The organism is Rhodococcus sp. PvP016 (assembly GCF_017832185.1).
Lineage (GTDB): Bacteria > Actinomycetota > Actinomycetes > Mycobacteriales > Mycobacteriaceae > Rhodococcoides.
Genome location: NZ_JAFIBH010000001.1, coordinates 1,380,657 through 1,402,263, shown reverse-complemented (window position 1 = coordinate 1,402,263; position 21,607 = coordinate 1,380,657). Strand labels below are relative to the sequence as shown.

The following is a 21,607-nucleotide window of genomic DNA, read 5'->3' as shown; positions in this document are numbered from 1 at the left end:
AGTCACGTCCAGTCGGGAAGATCGGGACGGTCGATCCACGGCCGACCTTCGTGCTCGAGGGCGGCGATGTCAGCATCGACCATGATCTTCGCTAGGTCAGGAGTATGGACGGACGGCTTCCAGCCCAGGACGCTCTCGGCCTTGCTTGCATCGCCGACGAGTGCATCGACCTCGGTGGGACGCAGGTAGCGCTCGTCGAACTTGACGTGCTTCTCCCAATCCAGGCCTGCGTGCTCGAACGCAGTGGTCAGGAAATCACGAACGCTGTAGTTGCCGCCGGTCGCGAGGACGAAGTCCTGGGGCTCGTCCGCCTGCAGCATCCGCCACATGCCCTCGACGTACTCGGGCGCGTAGCCCCAGTCCCGGATGGCATCGAGGTTGCCCATGTACAGGTCCTTCTCCGTGCCAGCCTTGATCCGTGCCACAGCCCGTGTGATCTTGCGCGTCACGAACGTCTCACCGCGCCGGGGAGACTCGTGGTTGAAGAGGATGCCGTTCACTGCGAACAGGCCGTACGCCTCGCGGTAGTTGCGGGTCACCCAGTAGGAGTAGACCTTCGCGGCGCCGTAAGGGGACCGGGGGTAGAAAAGCGTGTTCTCGTCCTGCGGCGGTGGGGATGCTCCGAACATCTCGGAACTGGACGCCTGATAGAAGCGACACTTCACTCCAGCCAAACGGACCGCTTCGAGCAGGCGGATGGACCCGATGCCGGTTGTATCGCCCGTGTGCTCCGGCTCGTCGAAACTGACGCGTACATGAGACTGCGCGGCCAGGTTGTAAACCTCGTCCGGGTCGATCTGGGCCATAAGTGTGATCAATCGGGCACCGTCACTGAGGTCGCCGTAGTGCAGGAACAACTTAGCGTCAGGATCGTGTGGATCGACGTACAGATGCTCTATGCGGGACGTGTTGAAAGTCGAAGAGCGACGAATTAGCCCATGTACTTCATAACCCTTCCCCAACAAGAGCTCGGCAAGATACGAACCATCCTGTCCTGTGATGCCCGTGATCAAAGCTCTTCGCGTCCTACTCACCGATTCTCCTCCATTGACAGTGAAACCGATGCGAGCGCATCGAAATCATGTACACACTTCTCGATGATATTCGCCGCGTCGACGACTCCGCTAAGGGTCTTCGCGAACTGAATGCCAGCGTCCCCGAGGCTTTCCTGCATGACAGAATCTGCGAGCAATGATAAAGATGCCTCGATCAACTCCAGCGCGGACCCTGGAGATACAACCTTCGCGGCGCCGGACAAAGTAAGAGTGTCGTGAGTAATGCTTCCACTCTCAGTCGCCCCAATGATTGGTTTGCCTGCAGAGAAATACGCAGTCAACTTACTGGGCAAGGCGGTCTCCATCATCCCTGACGCTTCGTTCAACAGCAGCAAGTCCGCAGCCTGGAGAAGACTCGGATAATCCGCGGTATCGACCGGATCCATAATTGTAATTCGATCGATACCCTCACTCATACTTGCGAGACGCCGTCGCTCTGAACCGTCGCCCGTCAGTACAAACTGAATTGGGGACGACCGGAGGTCTGCTAACCGCGCCGCTTCGACGACCACGTCCAGGCTCTGCTTCTTACCCATGTTCCCGGTATGCAGAACAATCCGCCTCGCCCTTGAGCCGACCAGGACTTCTCGAAAATGGCGGATGCGATTGGGTTCAGCTATTCCTAGATGACCCCAGTTCTTCATCGTCCGAGTGCGCTCATGAGTCGCGCCCAAACGCTGCACCACTTCCTTGAAGCGATCATCAATCACCAAAACATACTTCGCGGCCGACAGCATGCGACTCTCAAGAGTTTCAACCGATTTACTCACTAAGCCATGCGATGACCGCACCTCCGTTGCGGCGTTCGAGTAAACATCCTGAATCCACGCGATTGAGCAGCTCGGATTTCGCCCACGCTTCAAAAAACTCAATACGAGCAATGAACTAATCATGGCGGGACTCACCACGACCGTGTTTCCGCCGCGTAGGCGATGCCGCGCCAAATACAACACCGACCTCACACCAAACACAGTCTCCATAACGACACGCGCGGCGAGCCGTCCTTCTCTGGGAACCGGATGCCAGAATCGGACAACCTTCAAGTTGTCAATCTGTTCGAAACCATCCACAGACTGCCAGCCAGTCCAACGCTTCCATTGTGGATAATGTGGCACGCCAGTTAAAACGGTCACGTCGTAACCACGTTCCGCAAGCTCTACAGCCATCTGCGACGTATAAGGACCAATCCCCGTAGACTCCGGCGCGAAATTCAAGCCCACGATTGCAATTGCCTTAGCGTGCCTGTTTCTCATAACACCGAATCACCTTCTACTAAGAACGCAAACATATCCGCATCCTTTGGCCCACGCAGGATATTGTTCTCTCGCCAATTCTCGCACCGGTCTGGATTAGACGCCCCAGACACCAGGTTCTCCAATGCGCCTGGTAAATCAGTGCCATCCATGTATCTCGACACTAACGGTGAGTCAACGAGACCCCCCGCGGCGTTAGCGCCAGCTAACACGCGACGACCCGCACAAACCGCTTCCCATACCTTATTTTGCATGCCTACTGCGTTCTGGTTGGGCGCGAAGACCACGCACTTGCCTTCGTAAATTTCTCGCAGTGAATCAGCAAAGCCCGCGTATCGGAACTTCTCCGGTAAAGCCCCAGGTGGCGCTTGAGGACCGTATATCACGATCTCGGAAGCCAGTACCAGCCGTCCCGATTGCACGGCTTCAACGAGCGATAGAAAGCCTGCGTGGTTATGCTCCGAAGAAAAATCGGCCGGTATAACAATCTGATCAGCCGGCCCATAGTAGCCATTGAGTTCTGCGAGTTCAGCGGGCACATTCGGACCGACCACGCCAACCTGGCCGCGTGATGTTAAGGACTTATCAAATGAGGCGTCCGCTTTAGTGATGTATGTACGTTTGACTCGCGCGATCGCCGCCACCGGCAGCAGAACAGATGTAATTAATGACTTCAACGCCGGCATTGCCATACGTTGTCGAACCGAGGAGATCGTGGTACGCCAACTAGAATCGCATACGTCAACGACAACTTTGAACTGGCGGCTTAGAAGGATCCCGAGAATTAGCATTTGTGGAGATCCCAATGCACTCAGAACGATTACAGACGAACCTGCCGCCGCACGGCTAACATCGCGGTAAGCGGATAGCGTGCGAAATACTCGAGTAACGTACGCGTCGACGGACGAATCCATCAAAGCAAGAAGCTCGACCCGAGCGCCGCCACCTTCGAGAGCTGCGGTCAGATGCGCAACACGCCTCACTAACCCTAAGCCTACGCTAACCGACGTTCCTCGCTCCGTTACTAGCAGAACAGTACCTGCATCCTGATGAGCCGTCATGTAATACTCGCCTCTGTGCGATTGACTGGTTCCTGCATTTTTCTGACACCGAGGGAACCTGCAATACCTATGCCAACCACAATCGCAAGTTCGTACTGAAAGATCCCAGGAACAAACATGACCAGACTTATAATGCAACTGCTCCCCAGTGCCATAACTGTATAGGAACTTGTGCGCCTGCTCAGATACATAAATCCCATAACCGACGAAGACAAAAGCACTACCGCAAAGATTACGCCCGCCCACCCGAACCAAACGGCAAAGAGCGCTGGGACCGTCTTGGGAGACAGTCCAGAGTCACTGGTGGTGTTGAGGAATGCATAGAATTCGGATATTTGCACGCGACTATACTGCTGACTAATCTCAGGAATAGCCTGTGCAATATAGTAACTAATCCGATCCCAATATGTTGCTACGTTCAGACTGAAAGGACCGTCAGAAAGCACACGCCACGCGACCAATCCCCAACCGGTCCGGATACCATCCGATCCGCCGGTGCCGGTTCGGAGAACAGCCCAGATGTCACCGCGCACTAAAACCGAACCGAAGAAGCTTAAGAAGATTGATGTAATTGCAAAGGATATGACCGCAACCCAACGACCAGCGTGGCTAGAAGAAAGAACGTAGAACACGCCTCCAATGAGGCAACCCAACACAAGCGCTGCAATCGCACCGCGACTTGACGAGATGAAGACGAGCGCGAGTGCAGCCGGTAATAATGCGAAGCCGGCCTTTGGCTTTGCACCAACTGACAGGAGTGCGAACGCCGCAAGTATCGATGCGCCGAAAGAACTCGATTCATACTTGAACCCACGCGGGCGATCCGCGTGCCACGAAATGGCGTGAACTAGATCAGTAGACCCCGACGGCAAAATACTGGTCAACTGAACTGCCAAACCAAGAATCGATGCAAGCAGCAGACCGGCACCTATTGCGCGCAACAACCTCGGCGCTTCATCTACTAGAACGCCGAACCAGGCCGCAGCCAGCCAAGTAAAAACGATTGTCAGTGTAGTAATTGCTTTGGCCAAGTTCAGGTTAGCTTCGCTTCCCCATAATGTCGGGATTGTGATGCTTACTATAGACCACACCAGCAAGAGATAGCACGCGAAGGAGTAAGATCTCATCCGCGGATTCTTTAGCGCATGCTTGCGCATCAACCATACGCCTAAAATAATAAATACAAGAGCAGGAGAAGCTAGGTAGAGGCCAGTTATGCCATATAAAACCGGCACATTATCAAAGGCTAGAAGAAACCCTAGCACAAAGCTGTACATCGCGCCGAAGCTCAAACCACTGTTCGACGGGCGGTCACCAGGAGTGCTCGCGGGGGGCCGCCGCGAACCTAGTACACTCATAGCGCAATGCCTTGTGCATACATCGCTGCACTCGCGTCAGGGGAATAGTTCTCACTAACCCATTCTCGACACGCTTGCTCTAATTCGAAGCTGTTCGCTCGATTCTGTCCCAGTCCATTAAGCAGGGCAGCTAACCCGTCTATGTCATCGTGGCTATACACGAAGCCCGACCTACCGTCTTCCACATACTCAAAGGCGCCCCCTGAATTGGGTACGATTGGTGGACAGCCCGCCGCTTGAGCTTCCGCAACAACTCTGCCGCTCGGTTCTGTTGTGTTGAAAACTAAAAGTGCCGACAGACCGTCGTAAAGGGCGTGCCGTTCCACCACCCCTTCGTAACGGATATTGGAAAACTCGGCCTTCTCAAGTTCAACCAATATACTGGCCAGATAGCCCGCAGAGGATGCATCTGCGCCGCCTCGGATTGAGTAAACAACATCGTTCGATGTGAGGCGACTCAGCTCAAGAACGCGATGCACGTCTTTATCACTCGACACACGTCCGACAATGCCGACGACAAAATCGCCGACGGGTCGCTCTCGAATAGCCTCCGTAAGCACCATCGGTCGAACACATCTCGATGTGTTCGACCGAACGCTGATCTGGTCCAATACGAAGTGGCTCACGCCCACTACTCGATCCGCGAACATAGAAACTATTCGCAACTTCCGCTGCCCGCGGGCGCTCGGATAATAGTCATGAATATCCAGCACTAGGACGTTGCCGCGCAGGCGATGAATAAGCTTAAAGATACCCGCAAAGAACAAAACGTCAGCATCAAAAATTACTATTGATGACGCTCGAAATCGCATCAAAAATATACCCAACAGTGCGGTCGTTAGGAACCTATTATTAGACCGAGGCGAACTACGCACTTGCACTTCTGTGCCCTCGAATGACGCAGCAATACGGTCGTTTCCCGGTGTCATCACAGTAACGGGTCGGGCGCGGTCAGACAGAAGCTTGGCTAACGAGACTAAGCTGCGTTCTGCACCCCAGTACTCCGTCGACCGTGTCACGAAGACCGCGCGCCGCCCTGCACTACTTAGCATCGTATCTCTCAATCGAGCTGATGACAGTTTGCAGATTGTCGCGTACCCACTCGACTTGAGCAGCGAGCCCTTCTTCGATTGAAATCCGAGGGAGCCAACCTAACTCCGTTGTAGCGGCCTCTGTGCCACCTGATGTGCGCTTGACGTCCCCTGCCATTGGGTCTGACATCGCCAACGCAACCGGCGAGCCTGTCAACGCTGAGACCAGGTCTATACACGTGCGCATGCTGACCTGGCTGCCACCTGCAATGTTATAGACCGCCCCCGGCCGCTGCTGATTCGTCAGCGCCAAGAGATTTGCAGCAACGACATCATCTACATACGTGAAGTCTCGAACTTGGGAACCGTCACCGAAAAGTCCGAACGGCTTCCTCGCCACTGCAGCGGCTGCCAAACGGGTGAAAGCCATGTCAGGCCGTTGACCAGGACCATAGACGGTGAAGTAGCGGAGTGAAACAGCACTCAATCCACGTTTCTTCGCGTAGAGCGAGACGAGGTGCTCTCCTGCGAGTTTTGTCACGCCATAAGGACTTACCGGCCTCGGAACGTCGGATTCTACGGTTGGATAGCGCATCGCGTCGCCGTAGACCGAAGACGACGATGCGTAGACAACTTTTGCGAGAGGCGAAGACGTACTGATGAGTTCAAGCAATGCTTGCGTAGCACTAACATTATGTGCGACGTAATTGTCGAAGCTCTTTCCCCATGACGGACGCACGCCCGGCTGGCCGGCTAGGTGAATGACTCCGTCCAATTCTGCGGTATGCTCTTTAAGACTTTCAGATCTGATATCGACCTCGTGCCACTCGAACCGACTATTGTCAATCTCGGCCAACCGATTTCGCTTTAGCTCCGGTGAATAATAGTCCGTGATGCAATCAATGCCGACGACTTCCACGCCGGGGTCCTCCAGAAGAGCAGCAACTGTCTTCGATCCAATAAAGCCGGCACAGCCGGTCACCATTACTCGTTTCATACCATCATTCCCGCTCTCCTGTTTACTGATGCCGCTGCGATTCTGAACGGAACGGTAAATATTGCGAATACAAACGATGCAACAGCATACGCTATCGCTCCGACCATAATGCTGCTTATCATTCCGACGACCAACGCTGCAGTCAGAACGACAACCTGTAACGCTTGAAAGTAGAGAGCCGAGCGCGGATTCTCGATCACATACAGAGACGAATATGTGAGATTAAAGCCGCTCTGCGCGACTCCAGATAGGCATAAAATCATCGCGAGCGTTCCCACTGCGTTCCAGTCGGGGCCGAAGAGATACGGTAGACCTAAGTAGCATGCAGCTCCCGCCGCTAAGAAAACCGGCCCGACAAGGACCAAGTTGCGAACCTGGTCTTTATTCGATGTCTTCCAACTATTTTCTTTGGACAGATTATTTCCCCGTCTCGCTGCATCCGCTAAGAAGACCCTTTCCCGCGAGTGAAGCAACACTTCCGTCCCGGTAGTGAGCACCCTATAGGCTATGGAGAATTGTCCTACAGCGGCGGGTCCTGCAAAAATTCCCGCTGCGAATTCGCCCGAGCGACGGCCAAAGACACCGATCAAATTCGATAAAAGAGCGTAGTTGGAAAGGTGTGACAGGTGCCGATCTGATTTCTCGAACCGCGGAACAATCCTCGTTTCCTTCGTAAGTAAAATTCTAAGGCTATACACCAGCGTTGTGGTTGATGATAGAACCACCAAGCCAACCATCGGATAGCCAGTTGCGATCAAGGTAACGCACAGTATGGCGGCTAAGGCTGACCCTTGAATTTGATACACGGCCAGTTGCCGAAACATGTTCCGACGTTGCAAACGCCCCGCTGAAACTGCGGCACACGCCGTGAGTGGTATTAATGAGGCTAATACCGTCGTGAAATACACGGTTTGCTCGAAGCCATCTTTGAACGAGAACCAAAAGGCGCCGACCACAGCAGCAATAGCCACCAGGAGTCCAACGATGACGGCCCGACCAGCTAATGCTTGCTCATCACGTAGGCTTACATTTGTTGCGGTCGTAGTCGCCTGAACCACGCCACCCTCCGCGATTAATGAAGCCAAGATGACAATGGCACTTGCGATTGCGAATTGTCCATAATCTTCTGGGGCCATCTGTGTGGCGGCGAACAAAAGGAGCGCAGCTTGACTTCCGCGGGTGGTCATGGTTGCGATTCCTAGCCAACCCGCGGCTCCCACGAGTCGTTTCGTCCGTCCGCCCGGCAGGGTGGCGGTGCTCCTTCGAGTCACCGGACTCCCTTCTCAAAACCGTACTCTTTCCCGATACAACGTGGTTCCCGAGCCGTACGTACAGTAGTGAGGACGATCGTCAGGTGCCGTTTGGTTCCTGCCCCTGCCATCCGCTCACTACCTGTCTATCTGGTGAAGCCGGCTAGAGACCGGCAACGTGAGAATACTGTGCGTGCATGGTTGACGCGACTCGAGCAGGCGCTGTGGGGCGGTCGGTCCAAGTCCTAAGCCGCTTACGATGCGTGTGGCGAGGCAATATATATGTCGCTGGCTCGGATCTTGCACCGCCGGGAGGACGTATCGGCCTCGAAAGGTCGGACACGCGGGCGATCTTCGACACTTAAGAAGAGTGTCGCTTATGCTGCGCGCCGCATAGTAATGATCAAGAAGTCAAAGTCGCCATTCAACGTTTTTCTTTACGACCGCCGGTGCGCCAGCAGCTAGAGAGCGGGGCGGAATGTCATTAATGACCAATGAACCTGCTGCAATCACCGACCCGTCTCCTACTGTTACACCTTTTAGAATTCGCACACCGCTGGCAATCCACACATTGTCGCCGATGACGACTTCTGCCGACCTAGCGCGGCCTCCGATGATCTCATGGTAATCGGTGTCAGAGATGGTCACATCCCACGAAATGGCGCAGTCCGAGCCGATTTTTATGTGGTTCTGACATACTAGCTCGCTGCGTCGATTTATGTATGTCCGGTCTCCAATTTCGATTGACGCATGCTCGTGGTCTAGAAAGATCGAAACACCGTCATATAGCCGCGCACGTTCACCAATCTTCAAGGTTGTCCCTCGCTGCGGGCGTGACAAAGTAATTTGGCCGATCTGCGCCCAATGGTCTACCCGTACGCCTTTCAGGCGATTCAGAACGCGCCCACGAAGCACGCGCCGAGCTTTCGACAAGGTCTTCACGAAGAGCATGTTGCCACATGTTCTGAGGTGAGCCCCGTCCATCTCCCAGTGCACTCCGAGTTGCGTGGTGGAAACACCTTGCCTCGACAGGAGGTCCTTAGCGTTGTGTGTGAGGGTGCGCCGAGTCACTCCTACTCTCTGAGTCAGAACCGGGGGGACGCCTTCGCCCCATGACTCAGGCGTTGCCGAGCAAACTCGTACGCCTCGGTCAACCGCCCGGCCATCAGCGCGAAGTCGAAGGACTTCGCCACCTCCACCGACTGGGCACGGACAAGTTCCTGGTAGTCCAGGTCGGCGAAGAACCGCCGGACGGCGATCGCCATCTCCACCGGGGTGGTACCCGCCAGGGGGTAGTTGAGCGACACCATGCTGGGAATCGAGCGGCTCAGGATCGGGCATCCCATCTCGGCCGCCTCGAGGGTGGACAGCGGAGCCCCCTCCCACGCAGCGGTGTGGAGGTACAGGCTTGCGGTCTGGACCAGACGACGAACCTCGGCCGGCTCGATCCATCCCGTGATGCGCACACCCGCACGCTCCAGGCACTCGCGCCCCTCGTCACCCGATCCGATCCACACGAACTCGCACAACGGGCCCACCACCTCGGCCACCTCGGCGAAGAAGCGCGGATCCTTCTGGTCGGCGATCCGCCCGAGCATGGCAACGAGAGGGCGTGCCAACGCGGGCGGGCGCTCCACGACGAGCGACATGGGGGTGACGGTGTTGGGCACTTCGCGGCTGGGCATGCTCGGGCGCAGGTCGTGTCCGATGGCCAGTTCGCGAGGACTCACGGCCATGAGCATCTGCTCGCGGCCGGCGAGGAAGCGTTCCACCGCCCAGTACGTGAGCCGCTTCGCGGGGGGGTGGCCCTCCTCCATGGCATAGCAGTGCGGCGAGTAGACGATGCGGGTGCCCTTGGGGAGCATCGCGCGGAGCAGTCCCGCGTAGCTCGAATGCAGGTGCACGATGTCGAAGTTGTTGCCCAGGATGAACCTTCGTGCGTCTCGGAGGAACGCCATGAGGTCGCCGTCGAATGTCTGGACGGTCGCGGTCTCCGGCACGTCGAAGGTCTCGTGGCCCACTCGGGTGCGGACGAACAGGTGGTGCTCGTGGGCGTCTGCACCGCGGACGTAGTTCACGATGGCGCTGCGCAACCCGCCGCCGAACGCCTCCGACACATGCACGATCTTCATCTCGCACCTTCTCGGTCTTCGGTGGCACGACGCTCCCCACCCGCGTGCAGACGAAACATAACGCCCTGAACCATTCTTCGCACGCCGAACAATGTTTGTTCACATCGGCTGCGTTCTTACAATGGAAAAGGTAGGGCTACTTTACTCATGAGGGCGCTGAAACCGGCCGGAAAGCGGCACTGCGACTGTTTTAAGGGTGGCGCACGCACGGTGACGGGCAACGACGAGCAGCCCCTTTTCGTGCCATAGTTGTCGGCATGGCGGCACCGGTCTCGACGGACGATTCGCGCAAGCAGTGGGTCTCCCGCGTGCAGACGGGTGCCCGGGAGCAGGCCGGCGAGCGCCTGTACAACGTGGTGATCACCCGGATCCCGTCACGCACGCTTCGGGTGGCGTGGTTGCGGCTGTTCGGGGCCACCATCGGCGAGGGCACGACCATCAGGATGGGCACCCGAGTGTTGGGGCTGCGATCCCTGGTCGTCGGCGCGCACTGCGCCATCGGTGCGGGTTGCCTGCTCGACGCGCGGGGGCAGGTGACCATCCACGACGACGTGGAGATCGAGTCGAACGTGCAGATGATCAGTGGCCAGCACGTCGTCGACTCGGACGATTTCGGCACCACGTACTGCCCCATCGTCGTCGGCCACCACGCCTGGATCGCCGGTCGGTCGATGGTGGTGGTCGGCGTGCGCATCGGTGCCGGAGCCGTGGTGGGAGCCGCATCCCTCGTACGCGACGACGTGGCGCCGTTGGCCGTCGTCGCGGGCGTCCCCGCACGTCCGATCGGGGTTCGCGACGCGGCACTCGACTATCACCCGGCGCGAAGTCCGCGACTGACCTGAGCCGCCCGCCTACCTGCGTCGGCGGTGGCTGGTGGCCACACACCCCAGAACACTCGCGCCGGACAGGCGGAGCTTCCCCACCGCGTGAGTGAGGTCCGCCGAGGTGGTCGACCCAAGAAGTGCCACCAGCAGGACGCCGTCCGCCACTCCCGCGAGCACTGCCGCGTCGGCTGAGCACAGCACCGGCGGAGCGTCGATGATCACGAACTCGAAGTACTCGTGGAGCTGCTTGACCATCTCGTTCATCGTCACGCGGCCGAAGAGAGCGCTCGACGACTCGGTGGCGACGCCGGTGCCGATGATGCTGAGGTTGTCGCGGTCGGTGGGCACCACAGCGTCGTCGAGTGTGACCTTGCCGCGCAGCAACTCGCTCAGCCCCGGCACTCCCCCGATACCGAACAGAGTCGGGAGCCTCCCGCCGCGGAAGTCGGCGTCGATGAGGGCCACCGATCTGCCGGTGTCCGCCAGTGCAGCCGCCAGTCCTGCCGCCACCGTCGTCGATCCGGTCCCCACTGCCGGCGCCGCCACCACGATGGTCCGCGGTGGCGTGCCCGCTCCGAGCGCGAGGATCGCCGTGCGGATCTCGCGAAACGCTTCCTCCGCCGTCGGGAAGGACGATCCGAGGAGCAGCACGTCCGCCGACGGCGTCTTCTGGCGGGGAACGACACCGAGCACAGGTCCCGCGGCACCGGCAGCGATGTCGTCGTCGGTACGCACGGTCGAGTCGAGGGCCGAACGCCCCACTGCCGTCGCGAGACCGAGGATCATGCCTCCGAACAGCCCGAACACCAGATTGCGGCCCCAGCGGGGGGTCGAGGGAGCGACGGGGAGGTCTGCAAAATCGGCCACGGTAGCGGTGGCGGCCGGCAGTTGCCCCGCCTGCGCCGTCTCCAGCTCCTGCACGAGTTGACTGGTCTGCGACGCCACCGCGTTGGCAAGGTCGCGCGCTGCCGCGGCGTCGGTATCGCTGACGGTCACGTCCAGCAGCACCGACCCCGTGACGGCCGCCGCGGTGACTCTCGACATCACGCTCTCCGGAGGCACGTTCAGACCCAGTTCGTCGATCGCACGCTCGGCCACCTGCTTGCCCACCGCGAGCCCCGCGTACGACGAGACGCGGCCGGTGGAGAACAGGCTGCCCTGATACGCGTCGCTGATGGACCCCCCACCGGTGGTCGAGATGAAGAGCCGCGCCGTCGCCACATAGGTCGGTTGCGACAGAGCCGACACCGCACCGGCAGCACCGACCGCGAGCACGGTGCACAGGACGATGGTGACCCAGTGTCTCCGCCAGGCCGAGAAATACTCCCGTATGTCCATGACCCGTTCTCCCCGCGGAAGATACCCAGCGATTGTGGCCGGGAATGATTGCTCATAGTATGCGGATGATCAGTGAAAAGCGCAGGGCAACATGGGTCTCTCAGAATGGTCATCCGCGCGCGCAGCGGCACTGACAGAATGAAACGGCGATACCCGGAAATGGCCCCGTTTACGGGGACGTGAAGGAGCACGACGCGACGGGGTTCGGCGTTTCGGACACTCGAGCTCGACGGACGGAAGCGATGGTGTGTCTTGAGCAAGCGAGCTCTCATCACAGGAATCACCGGACAGGACGGCATGTACCTCGCCGAACTGCTGCACGAGAAGGGGTACGACGTCTTCGGGCTGGTCGCCGGTCAGAACAATCTGCGGACCCAGCTGTTCACCGAAAGCCATCCCTACGTCGAGATGATCAGTGGGAACCTCCTCGATCTCATGAGCCTCATCCGTGCAGTTGCCCATGCGAAGCCCGACGAGGTCTACAACCTGGGCGCACTGTCCTTCGTGGCATCGTCCTGGCAGAACGCTCGACTGACCAGCGACGTCACCGGCGGCGGTGTCCTGAACATCCTCGAAGCCATCCACTTCTTCCAGGACAGCTCGGGCCAGGACGTGCGGTTCTACCAGGCCTCCAGCTCGGAGATGTTCGGCAAGGCACAACAGGTGCCGCAGGCGGAATCGACGCCCTTCTGGCCGCGCTCGCCCTACGGCGTCGCCAAGGTGTACGGCCACTACATGACGATCAACTACCGCGAGTCCTACGGGATGCATGCCAGCTCAGGGGTGTTGTTCAATCATGAATCACCCTATCGAGGAACTGAATTCGTGACTCGCAAGATCTCGCAGTCGGTGGCACGCATCAAGCTCGGTCTACAGAACACAGTCACCCTGGGCAACCTGGACGCGCAACGCGACTGGGGCTTCGCCGGCGACTACGCGGAGGCGATGTGGCTGATGCTCCAACAGGACGAGGCGGACGACTACGTCATCGCGACTGGCGAGACGCACTCCATTCGTGACCTCCTGGACATTGCTTTCGACGAGATCGGTGTGTCGGAGTGGCACGATCACGTCGACATCAATCCGGCCTTCGTGAGGCCGGCGGAAGTGAGCCTGTTGGTGGGCGACTCGTCCAAAGCTCGCGACAAACTCGGCTGGCGCCCCAAGGTCGGCTTCGACGAGCTGGTCCGCATGATGGTGCGGCACGACGTCGACGATCAGTCCAAGCGTGCGGCCGGTGCCCTGTGAACTCGGCGCCCTACTCGAGCGCGCGCAAGGAACAGCTGGGTGAGCGCGTCTTCAACTTCCTCGTCACCCACATCCCGTCGCACACGCTCCGTCAGGGGTGGCTCCGTTTCTTCGGTGCCACCATCGGTACGGGCTCGTCGATCATGCTGGGCTCCACAGCGTTCGGGCTCCGTCGGCTGGTGATCGGCAACAACGTCTCCATCGGGTCGTCCGTTCTGTTGGACGCCCGCGGGGGTCTGCTCATCGACGACGACGTGGTGATCGCCTCCGACGTCCACATCATCACCGCGGACCACGACGTCGACAGTGACGATTTCGGTGTCCGCCTCGGGCCGGTGCACGTGGGACACCACGCGTGGATCGCGAGCCGCGCCACGGTGCTGCGGGACGTGGAGATCGGTGCCGGCGCGGTGATCGGTGCCGCGTCGCTGGTCCGCCGCGACGTGGGCGAGATGGAGATCGCCGCCGGCGTCCCCGCCACGGCACTGGGCAAGCGCACGTCCGCGTTGGACTACCACCCCACCTTCCGCCCGCTCCTCTACTGATGGGACCCGACGTGGTGGATCTCGCCCGTACGCGGCTGGTCTACGTCGCACCGGCCGCCGGCCGCAGTGGCGTCGGCGACTACGCCGACGATTTCCTCACCGAGGTCGCCCCGCACTTCCTCGACGTCGTCGACTACCGCATCGAGACCGAGGGCGCGGAGACGGCGCGCGAGGTGCTCGCCCATGCACGGCGGATCCGCGCGCTGGTGAAGGCCTCGTCGGCGCAGGGCCCCACCCTCGTGCACTTCGAGCAGAGCGGCGGGTCACTGTCCGTGTTCTGGGCGTCGCTGCTGCGCGGGGTGACCGTCACGGCCACGGTGCACGATCCGCCGTACCCGGTGTGGTGGCCGTTCAAGACCAAGTTGGTGGGGCGCCACCGCCTCCTGCACCACGCCGTCCACTACCCGTTCCGGGTCGTCACCACCGCGCTGCAACGTCGAGTGCTGCGGGGGCGCACCGTCTTCGCCCTCACGACGATGGGCGCCGACAGCATCCGTCGCAACTTCCCTCGGTCACACCCGGTCGCGGCACGCATCTTCGTGCCGGCCCGGCCCGATCTCACTCCGCCCTCGGAGCGTCCTCTCGCCGTCGGGCTGTTCGGCCACGTCTACCGCGGCAAGGGCTTCGATCTCATCGGCCGTCTGCGCGAGGAGCTGGACGCCGACATCGACATCCGCGCCGCCGGACGAGGAACGGCGGCACTGCCGGCGATGGACGGTGTGACCCTCGTGGGCGAGGTCAACGGTCCCGACGAGGACCGCTTCTTCGAGTCGATCCGACTGCTGCTGGTGCCGTACTCCAAGCACAATCCGTACGGCAAGGCCTATCCCGCCTCGAGCGCCGTCACCCGATCGTTCGCCTATGGAACCCCGATCGTCTGCATCACCGAGGGAGCACTCGTGGAGACGGTGGAGCGCGGAGGCGCCGTCGGGGTCGACGGCGTCGACGATCTCGCGGCCGCGGTCCTCGCTGTGGTGCGCGACAGCGCGAGGCTCGACGATCTCACCCGGCAGGTCGAAGCGGTACGCCGAGCCGACGCCATGACCCACTGTGCGGCCGTCTTCCTCGACGCGTGGTCTGCCGGGGCGAGCGTCGATGCCGCCGAGTACTCGGTGCGATGAGAGCGCTCGACAGCCATCTCCTCCGCACGGGGGTGGCGTCGTTCTGGAACTACAGCGGCCGGCTCGTCGGGCTCGGCTGGACGTTCGCCCTCATCCACACCCTCGGCATCGGCTCGTACGGGCAGTACGCCGTCGCGGTGGCGACGGCTGCCATCGTGAACGCCGGCATCGACAACGCGTTCTACGTCCGGTCCCTCCGACTCGACGAGGCCCGGTACGAGCGGGAGCGCTGCGCCCGCGTGCTGTTCGGCTCGGTGGTGGCGGTGGTCGGTGTCGCCGCGTTCACGGCGTCGTTCGTGATCGGATTCGGCATCCTCGTCGCGGCGGGCGAGCTGCTGTTCAACACCTGGAAGAGCCGCCTGCTCCGCGAGGGGCGTCCCGACGTCGCCATGCGCTACGACGCGGTCCGGCAGATCACGAGCATCGTCCTCGGTGCCACGTATCTGTATGCGGTGGAGGCACCGTCGCTGTCGACAGCCGCGGCCCTGTACCTGCTCCCCTACCTCGTGGTGGCGGCCGCCTGCCTCCGGTACGTCCCCGGACAGGTCCCCGCCGCACCCGGCGGGCCGAAGGAGTTCGCGCTGCTCTCCTTCGAGGCTCTTGCCGCCGCCCTCTACGCGCAGGGCGATGTCGTCGTGATCGGGTGGGTCGCGGGTGACGAGGTCGCGGGCTACTACTCCGTGGCACTCGTGGCGGCACTGGCCATCTCGACCATCGGCCAGAACTACGCCAACACCTACCTCGAGAAGATCCGGGCCGCCGGCGGTCACGTCTCGGGAGCGCCGGCGCTTCGCGACGTCGTCAAGGTCGGTCTGCTCACCGGTGGGTCGATGGCCGTCGTCGGCGTCGGCATCCTGCTCTGGGGCGGCGCCGACCACACCGGCCACATCACGCTCATCCTCTCGCTGTTCGTGGTCGCGCGGGCCATCAATCACTCGTTCATCGTCGTGCTGTTCGTGCAGAAGCGCGACGCCCTGCGGGTGAAAGCGACCGTCGCCGTGGCGGTGGCGAAGCTCGCGGCGCTGGCGTTGCTCGTGGGACCGCTCGGCGGGTACGGCGCGGCCGTGGCCTGTGTGGTGTGCGAGGCCGCCCTGCTGTTCGTGTACCACCGCGCCGTGCACGGCGCCGCGTCCTCTTCGGTCCGAGAACCACTCCACGACAGGGCTACTCGATGAAAGCGGCATTCCTTCTGGCCAAGGATCCCCGGTTCGAGTCGACCGGCGATCTGACGATGGCGAATTTGGTGATGACGCTCGCCCGGTCGTCGTACGACATCGCCGTCGTGTGCCTCTCCGGCCGCCCGGAGGTGGCGGAGGCCGACGTCGTCCGTATCCCCAAGACGGCCCCGCGCCCGGCCGAACTGGTGAGCCGGAGCCTGCGCACCCGTCGCAGTCTCGTGCACACGCGCTTCACGTCGGACAGCCTCGTGAAGGCCGTGGACGACACCGACGCCGACATCTTCGTCGCAGACCACAGCTACATGGCCGAGGCGTTCCTGCACTCCTCGCGGGCACACACCCGTCGACACGGTGACCCCATCCTGGCGGTGAGCACCGTCGTGTCGGAGACGTTGGTGTGGAGGGCGACCCGAGGAATGCTCGGCCGGGTCGATTCGCGCCGCATCGTGCGCGACGAACTCCGCGTCGCCCGCCAGGCCTACTCCGTCGGGACGTACGACGCGGAGGAGGCGCAGTTCTACTCCGATCACGGGGTGCGACGAGCGCACTGGCTGGATCTGACACTGCCCCCGAAGGCTCAGGTGAACATCGGCGAGTCCGGCCCTCGGCTGGTGTTCCTCGGCGACCGCCGGTGGTCGCCCAACCAGGAGGCGTTCGAACGGCTGCTGACGTGGTGGCCGGACATCGCCCGCGGCATCGACGGTGCGGAACTGCGCATCGTGGGCTCGCGCGGACCCGGTCGGCCCGTACCGCTGCCGCCCGGTGTGGAGGATCTGGGCTTCGTCGACGATCTGGACGCGTTTCTCTCCACGAGCCGCGCCATGGTCGCGCCCATCGTCACCGGCGGCGGGGTCCGGGTGAAGATCCTCGACGCGGCCAGCCGGGGCATGCCCGTCGTCGGCACCACCGCAGCCGTCGGATCGCTCGGACCCGTCCTGGGAATCGACGGCATCGACGACAAGCACGAGTTCGTGCAACGCTGCCGGCGATACCTGCTCGACCGTTCCGCCGCGGTGGCCGACGGCGACGCCCTGTACCGGACCAACGCCGACCGCTGGAACCAGGGCGCACCGCACCGCGCGGTGCAGGAGTGGTTGGCGCCGTGACCCCCCGCAGAGCATCCCTCCTGGTGGGCGTCCTCGGCGCCGGTGTAGCCGTCGCGGTGGGACTGCTCTCCGGATCGAGCACCAGCGCGGCCCGGCTGCTCGCGGTGGGCCTGATCGGCATGGTGGTCGGCGTGACGGTCACCCTGGCTTCACCGACGTTCGTCTACGCCGCACTGGGATTCACGCTCGGTGGCATTCCGTTCGCGGTGATCCCCGGCGCGGGACCCGCGGTGCTGCTCCTCGCGGTCGCGGTGTGGGCCGCCATGCTCACCCACCCGCCCCCTGTCCCACGGGTGCGCGGACTCGACGTGATGGTGGCGCTGCTGCTGCTCGTCTCGTTCGCGTCGGTCACCGTGAGTGCCACCAGCGGAGTCCATGTGACCGAATTCCTCAAGTGGACGGTGGCGACGTCACTGGTCTTCCCGCTGCTGCGACTCGATGCGGTCGACCTGCGTCGCTTCGGCCTGTCCTACGTGTGCGGCGCGGTGGTGGGCGGCGGCGGCTCCCTCCTGCTCCTGTTCTTCGACCGCACCGGGACAGCGATCTCCGTCCTGTCTCCCATCGGGTATGGGAACACAGGAATCATCGGCACCACGCTGCGGTGGTTCGAGGTGGGAGGCACGTCCATCCGCCGGTTGGCCGGCACCTACATCGACCCGAACGTGGCGGGCATCTTCCTGTTCCTCGGCTTCGCCCTCGCATTGGCGCTGACCCGCGGGTGGATCCGCATCGTCTCGAGTGCCGTCATCGGCCTGGCGCTGATAGCGACCCTGTCGCGCTCGGCCATCCTGTCGGTGATCGTCGCGCTGGCGGTGTACCTCGCCTTTCAGCGGCTGCGGACACGCACCCGAGTGATCGTCGTGACGGCAACACTCGTGGGAGCGGCCGTTGCGCTCGCCATCCCCGCCGTCAACACGCGATTCCTGTCCAGTTTCAGCTCGTCCGATCGTGGAACGAGCGACAGGGCCCGCGCGCTCGACAACTTCCTTCCGTCGATGGACGGGCACTGGCTCTTCGGGCGAGGGTGGGGCGCCCGCGAGTTCATCGACGAGGTGGCCGGCTACGACGCGAACTACGTCGCCAACACGCCGTTGCTGACGCTGTACCGCGGAGGCATCTTCGTCGGCATCGCGTTCCTCGCACTGCTGCTGACCGCGGTGATCATCGCCTACCGACGGATGCGGTCGTCGACGCACTGGCAGGCCGGCGTGATCGGCGCGGCCTTCATCGGGTTCCTCCTCGTCGCACTGCAACTGGACTTCCCGGTGGTCACCAACCCGATCGTCACGATGGTGTTCTCGGCCTTCCTCGCTCTCCTCACCGTCAACCCGACACCCCTCTCGGACGACACCGCCGTCGAACCCGATCATGCTCAGCTGCAGGAGGTTCCCCGGTGACCGATACCCCCGCTCCCGTCACCGCACCGCCGACTCAGAGGAAGGCCTGGATCGCCGGTCTCGAGGGCCCCCGCGGTGTCGCCGCGATCTGCGTCGTCCTCGCCCACGTGGCCGTGGTGCACACCCCGAACATCGTCGCGTCGACGCGGATCGACTTCCTGGGCCAGGCCCTCACGTTCTTCTTCGCGCTGTCCGGGTTCCTGCTCTATCTGCCGTACGTCACGCGCTTCGCCGACGGGGCGGCGTTCCCGAACACGAAGCGCTACTTCGTCGCCCGCGTCCGACGGGTGTTTCCCGCCTACATCGTCATCTTCCTGATCGTGAACTTCGTGCTGGGCGCCGGCTACGTGGTGAATCCCGTGACGAGCGGCTGGGATCATTCCGCCGACGGCACCGGCACCATCACCGCGCCGCTCCCCCTCCTGGCGCACCTGACGCTGACCCAGTCGTACTTCCCCAGCACTCTGCAGACCGGGATCAATCCCTCCTGGTCGCTGAGCACGGAGTGGGGCTTCTACCTCGTCCTCCCGATCGCGGGCTTCCTGCTCTTCCGGTTCGGCCGCGGAGGCCGGCGACCCCTCGTGACCGCGCTGATCCCCGCGGTGGCGCTCATCGCGCTCGGACTGATCGTCAACACCGTCGTCGGCAGGCTGCAGCATGCGAGCGGCCTCCCACCGCTCGAGCAGTACTGGGGACCGAACTGGGTCGCGGTGTTCTCGCGCAGCTTCCTCGCTCTCGCCGACCACTTCGCCTGGGGCATGGTGGCGGCCGTCGTCTACGCCGCGATCGCCCGAGGGGCGTTCTCCCGCTTGTCGACGTCGCGGCTGTCGGCGGTTCTCCTCAGCATCGCCGTCCTGGCGCTGTCCGGCTCGATGCTGTTGTTCGCGCTCGGATCTCGCTACATCTCCTCGGTGTTCGCGATCGCATCGTGCGCCTCCATTCTGGCGATCGTCGCGCCTCTCGGCCGCGGCGAGGACTCCCGGCTCGCGCGGATGACCGACTGGGCGCCCCTCAAGTATCTCGGCATGGTCTCCCTGTCCTCCTATCTGTGGCACTACCCCGTCCTGGTCCTGGTCGGCCGTGCCGGCATTCCCATCCCGCCCACAGCATTCGGTCTGCTGTGGGGCTTCGTGCTGGTCATGTCTCTGACGGTGGCGCTCGGGTCGCTGACGTACTACCTGGTGGAACGTCCGATGATGCGATGGCGAGCCGGACGCACCGCGTGAACCGACGGGGCTTCCTCGTGCTCACGGCCGCGGCAGTGGCGGCGGGGTGTGCGCGTGACCGGACTGCGCCGCCTGTCCCCGAGGAGCCGGTGGCGCCGCCCCGGGTGCTCGGGTACTCCACCGGCGCGTCCATCCTGTGGGCCGACGACGCGGACGTCTCTCGGACGATGGCCGCAGTCCGCGACGGCGGCGCGACGTCGGTACGTATCGACATCTCGTGGCGCTTCGCCGAACCCGCTCGCGGACACTATGACTGGCGACCCTCCGATCGGGTGGTCGACGCCGCCCGCGCTGCCGGCCTGGACGTGGTGGCCACGCTGACCACGACACCGGCGTGGGCAGCCATCGGGTTCTCCGACCTCGCAGCGGCGGCTCCCCGCAACCCGCAGGAATACGGCGCGTTCGCGGGCGTCGTCGCCGATCGGTATCGAGGGCGGGTCTCGACCTACGAGATCTGGAACGAGCCGAACGGCCGACTGTTCTTCTGGCCGAACCCCGACCCCGTCCGCTACACCGCCATGCTGCAGTCGGCCTTCACCGCCGTCACCGCGGCCGATCCCGACGCCGTCGTCGTGGCCGGGGCGCTGGGCAACACGGACACCACCGACGGCCGGACGGACTCGAACGAGTTCCTCACGGGCATGTACGCCGCCGGTGCGGCCGGGTCGTTCCACGCGCTCTCGTACCACGCCTACGACTACGGAACCAGCCTGGCCGATGCCGGCCTGTACCCCAATTCCGCTGTGCAACAGATCATCAGGATGCGGCAGACGATGGTGGAACACGGGGACGCGGCGGCACGCATCTGGATCACCGAGTACGGCGCACCCGACACCGGCGTGGATGCAGACACGCAGGCGCGGCTCATCGTGGAGTCGGCGCAGCAGTGGGGCGAGGTGCCCTACGGCGGGCCGTTCTTCGTCTACACCGTCCGTGACGGCGACAGCCTGTCCCCTGATCCGGAGGCGCGCTTCGGTGTGCTCGACGATGCCTTCGTGCCCAAACCCGTCTACGGGCAGTTGGCCGCACTGGCCGCGGCGGGACTGCCGCAGCGCGACATCGCGAACCGGTTCGACGCCGCCGCGCCTGCCGAGCTCGGCGAACCGTGGGGGCCGGTCTTCGCGCTCCCTGCGGGCTCGGGCCGCCAGTACGCCCACGGCAACCTGTACTCGACTGCGAGCGGCTGGCTCACCTCACCGCCGGCGGTCGCCGACATCGCCCGCACCACGGGGCTCGTTCCGGCAGGCCCATTCCACGACGGGTACCAGGACCTGCTGGCCGACGGCGGATTCCGGGTGTTCTCCGAACCCCGGTTCGGCACGTGGGCAGTCGTCGGCGCGATCCTCGATCAGTGGCGGCCGGAGCTCGGGTTCCCGGTCACCGGGGAGTACGAGGCGCCCGACGGTCAGCGCGTCGTGGACTTCGAGTTCGGCCGCATCCTGTGGAACCCGACAGACGGGGCAGTGGTGATCCGGGATCGGTGACGC

General features: G+C 62.4%; 19 protein-coding genes. 9 read left to right on the top strand and 10 right to left on the bottom strand.

Going from position 1 to position 21,607, the window contains the following annotated elements; all coding sequences use genetic code 11:
* Positions 1-2: 2 nt before the first annotated feature.
* The 9 genes from gmd to JOE30_RS06535 form a co-directional block, all read right to left on the bottom strand.
* Entirely contained in the window at positions 3-1,034 is a 1,032-nt protein-coding gene (gene gmd, locus JOE30_RS06575) for a GDP-mannose 4,6-dehydratase (RefSeq protein ID WP_204869883.1), read from the bottom strand.
* Positions 1,031-2,269 (bottom strand): glycosyltransferase family 4 protein, encoded by a 1,239-nt coding sequence (locus tag JOE30_RS06570; RefSeq protein WP_204869882.1) that lies wholly within the window; start codon positions 2,267-2,269, stop codon positions 1,031-1,033. The genes gmd and JOE30_RS06570 overlap by 4 nt, the downstream gene beginning before the upstream one ends.
* Before the next feature lie 35 nt (positions 2,270-2,304).
* Positions 2,305-2,994, bottom strand: a complete 690-nt coding sequence (locus JOE30_RS06565) for a hypothetical protein (protein ID WP_204869881.1) — start codon at positions 2,992-2,994, stop codon at positions 2,305-2,307.
* Positions 2,995-3,365: 371 nt separating this feature from the next.
* Entirely contained in the window at positions 3,366-4,646 is a 1,281-nt protein-coding gene (locus JOE30_RS06560) for a hypothetical protein (protein WP_204869880.1), read from the bottom strand.
* A gap of 77 nt (positions 4,647-4,723) precedes the next feature.
* Positions 4,724-5,539, bottom strand: a complete 816-nt coding sequence (locus tag JOE30_RS06555; protein WP_204869879.1) for a glycosyltransferase family 4 protein — start codon at positions 5,537-5,539, stop codon at positions 4,724-4,726.
* A 229-nt stretch (positions 5,540-5,768) separates the two neighbouring features.
* Positions 5,769-6,755 (bottom strand): NAD-dependent epimerase/dehydratase family protein, encoded by a 987-nt coding sequence (locus tag JOE30_RS06550; RefSeq protein ID WP_204869878.1) that lies wholly within the window; start codon positions 6,753-6,755, stop codon positions 5,769-5,771.
* Positions 6,752-7,975 carry an oligosaccharide flippase family protein gene (locus JOE30_RS06545; protein ID WP_307806086.1) on the bottom strand — a complete coding sequence of 408 codons (1,224 nt, stop codon included), beginning with the start codon at positions 7,973-7,975 and terminating at the stop codon, positions 6,752-6,754. Before JOE30_RS06545 ends, JOE30_RS06550 begins: the two co-directional genes overlap by 4 nt.
* Positions 7,976-8,416: 441 nt before the next feature.
* Positions 8,417-8,947, bottom strand: a complete 531-nt coding sequence (locus JOE30_RS06540) for an acyltransferase (protein WP_204869876.1) — start codon at positions 8,945-8,947, stop codon at positions 8,417-8,419.
* Positions 8,948-9,090: 143 nt separating this feature from the next.
* Positions 9,091-10,137, bottom strand: a complete 1,047-nt coding sequence (locus tag JOE30_RS06535) for a glycosyltransferase (protein ID WP_204869875.1) — start codon at positions 10,135-10,137, stop codon at positions 9,091-9,093.
* 257 nt (positions 10,138-10,394) lie between these two features.
* Here JOE30_RS06535 and JOE30_RS06530 point away from each other — a divergent pair, with 257 nt between their 5' ends.
* Positions 10,395-10,979 (top strand): acyltransferase, encoded by a 585-nt coding sequence (locus tag JOE30_RS06530; protein ID WP_239532501.1) that lies wholly within the window; start codon positions 10,395-10,397, stop codon positions 10,977-10,979.
* Positions 10,980-10,988: 9 nt separating this feature from the next.
* Here the strand turns inward: JOE30_RS06530 and JOE30_RS06525 are convergent, their stop codons facing one another.
* A complete protein-coding gene (locus tag JOE30_RS06525) occupies positions 10,989-12,299 on the bottom strand; it encodes a polysaccharide biosynthesis tyrosine autokinase (RefSeq protein WP_204869874.1) in 1,311 nt (436 codons plus the stop codon).
* A gap of 252 nt (positions 12,300-12,551) precedes the next feature.
* Here JOE30_RS06525 and JOE30_RS06520 point away from each other — a divergent pair, with 252 nt between their 5' ends.
* From JOE30_RS06520 to JOE30_RS06485, 8 genes are read left to right on the top strand one after another with little or no spacing between them, the layout of a single operon-like run.
* Complete coding sequence (locus JOE30_RS06520; RefSeq protein ID WP_204869873.1) at positions 12,552-13,547, top strand: GDP-mannose 4,6-dehydratase; 996 nt, start codon at positions 12,552-12,554, stop codon at positions 13,545-13,547.
* Positions 13,544-14,092: an acyltransferase gene (locus JOE30_RS06515; RefSeq protein WP_204869872.1), complete on the top strand. Its 549-nt coding sequence runs from the start codon at positions 13,544-13,546 to the stop codon at positions 14,090-14,092. Before JOE30_RS06520 ends, JOE30_RS06515 begins: the two co-directional genes overlap by 4 nt.
* Complete coding sequence (locus JOE30_RS06510; RefSeq protein WP_204869871.1) at positions 14,092-15,213, top strand: glycosyltransferase family 1 protein; 1,122 nt, start codon at positions 14,092-14,094, stop codon at positions 15,211-15,213. Before JOE30_RS06515 ends, JOE30_RS06510 begins: the two co-directional genes overlap by 1 nt.
* Complete coding sequence (locus JOE30_RS06505) at positions 15,210-16,388, top strand: hypothetical protein (protein WP_204869870.1); 1,179 nt, start codon at positions 15,210-15,212, stop codon at positions 16,386-16,388. The genes JOE30_RS06510 and JOE30_RS06505 overlap by 4 nt, the downstream gene beginning before the upstream one ends.
* Positions 16,385-17,497 carry a glycosyltransferase family 4 protein gene (locus tag JOE30_RS06500; protein ID WP_204869869.1) on the top strand — a complete coding sequence of 371 codons (1,113 nt, stop codon included), beginning with the start codon at positions 16,385-16,387 and terminating at the stop codon, positions 17,495-17,497. Before JOE30_RS06505 ends, JOE30_RS06500 begins: the two co-directional genes overlap by 4 nt.
* A complete protein-coding gene (locus JOE30_RS21645; RefSeq protein ID WP_204869868.1) occupies positions 17,494-18,894 on the top strand; it encodes an O-antigen ligase family protein in 1,401 nt (466 codons plus the stop codon). Before JOE30_RS06500 ends, JOE30_RS21645 begins: the two co-directional genes overlap by 4 nt.
* Positions 18,891-20,120, top strand: coding sequence for an acyltransferase (locus JOE30_RS06490; protein WP_204869867.1), 1,230 nt, complete (start codon positions 18,891-18,893; stop codon positions 20,118-20,120). The genes JOE30_RS21645 and JOE30_RS06490 overlap by 4 nt, the downstream gene beginning before the upstream one ends.
* Complete coding sequence (locus JOE30_RS06485) at positions 20,117-21,604, top strand: cellulase family glycosylhydrolase (protein WP_204869866.1); 1,488 nt, start codon at positions 20,117-20,119, stop codon at positions 21,602-21,604. The genes JOE30_RS06490 and JOE30_RS06485 overlap by 4 nt, the downstream gene beginning before the upstream one ends.
* Positions 21,605-21,607: the final 3 nt, after the last annotated feature.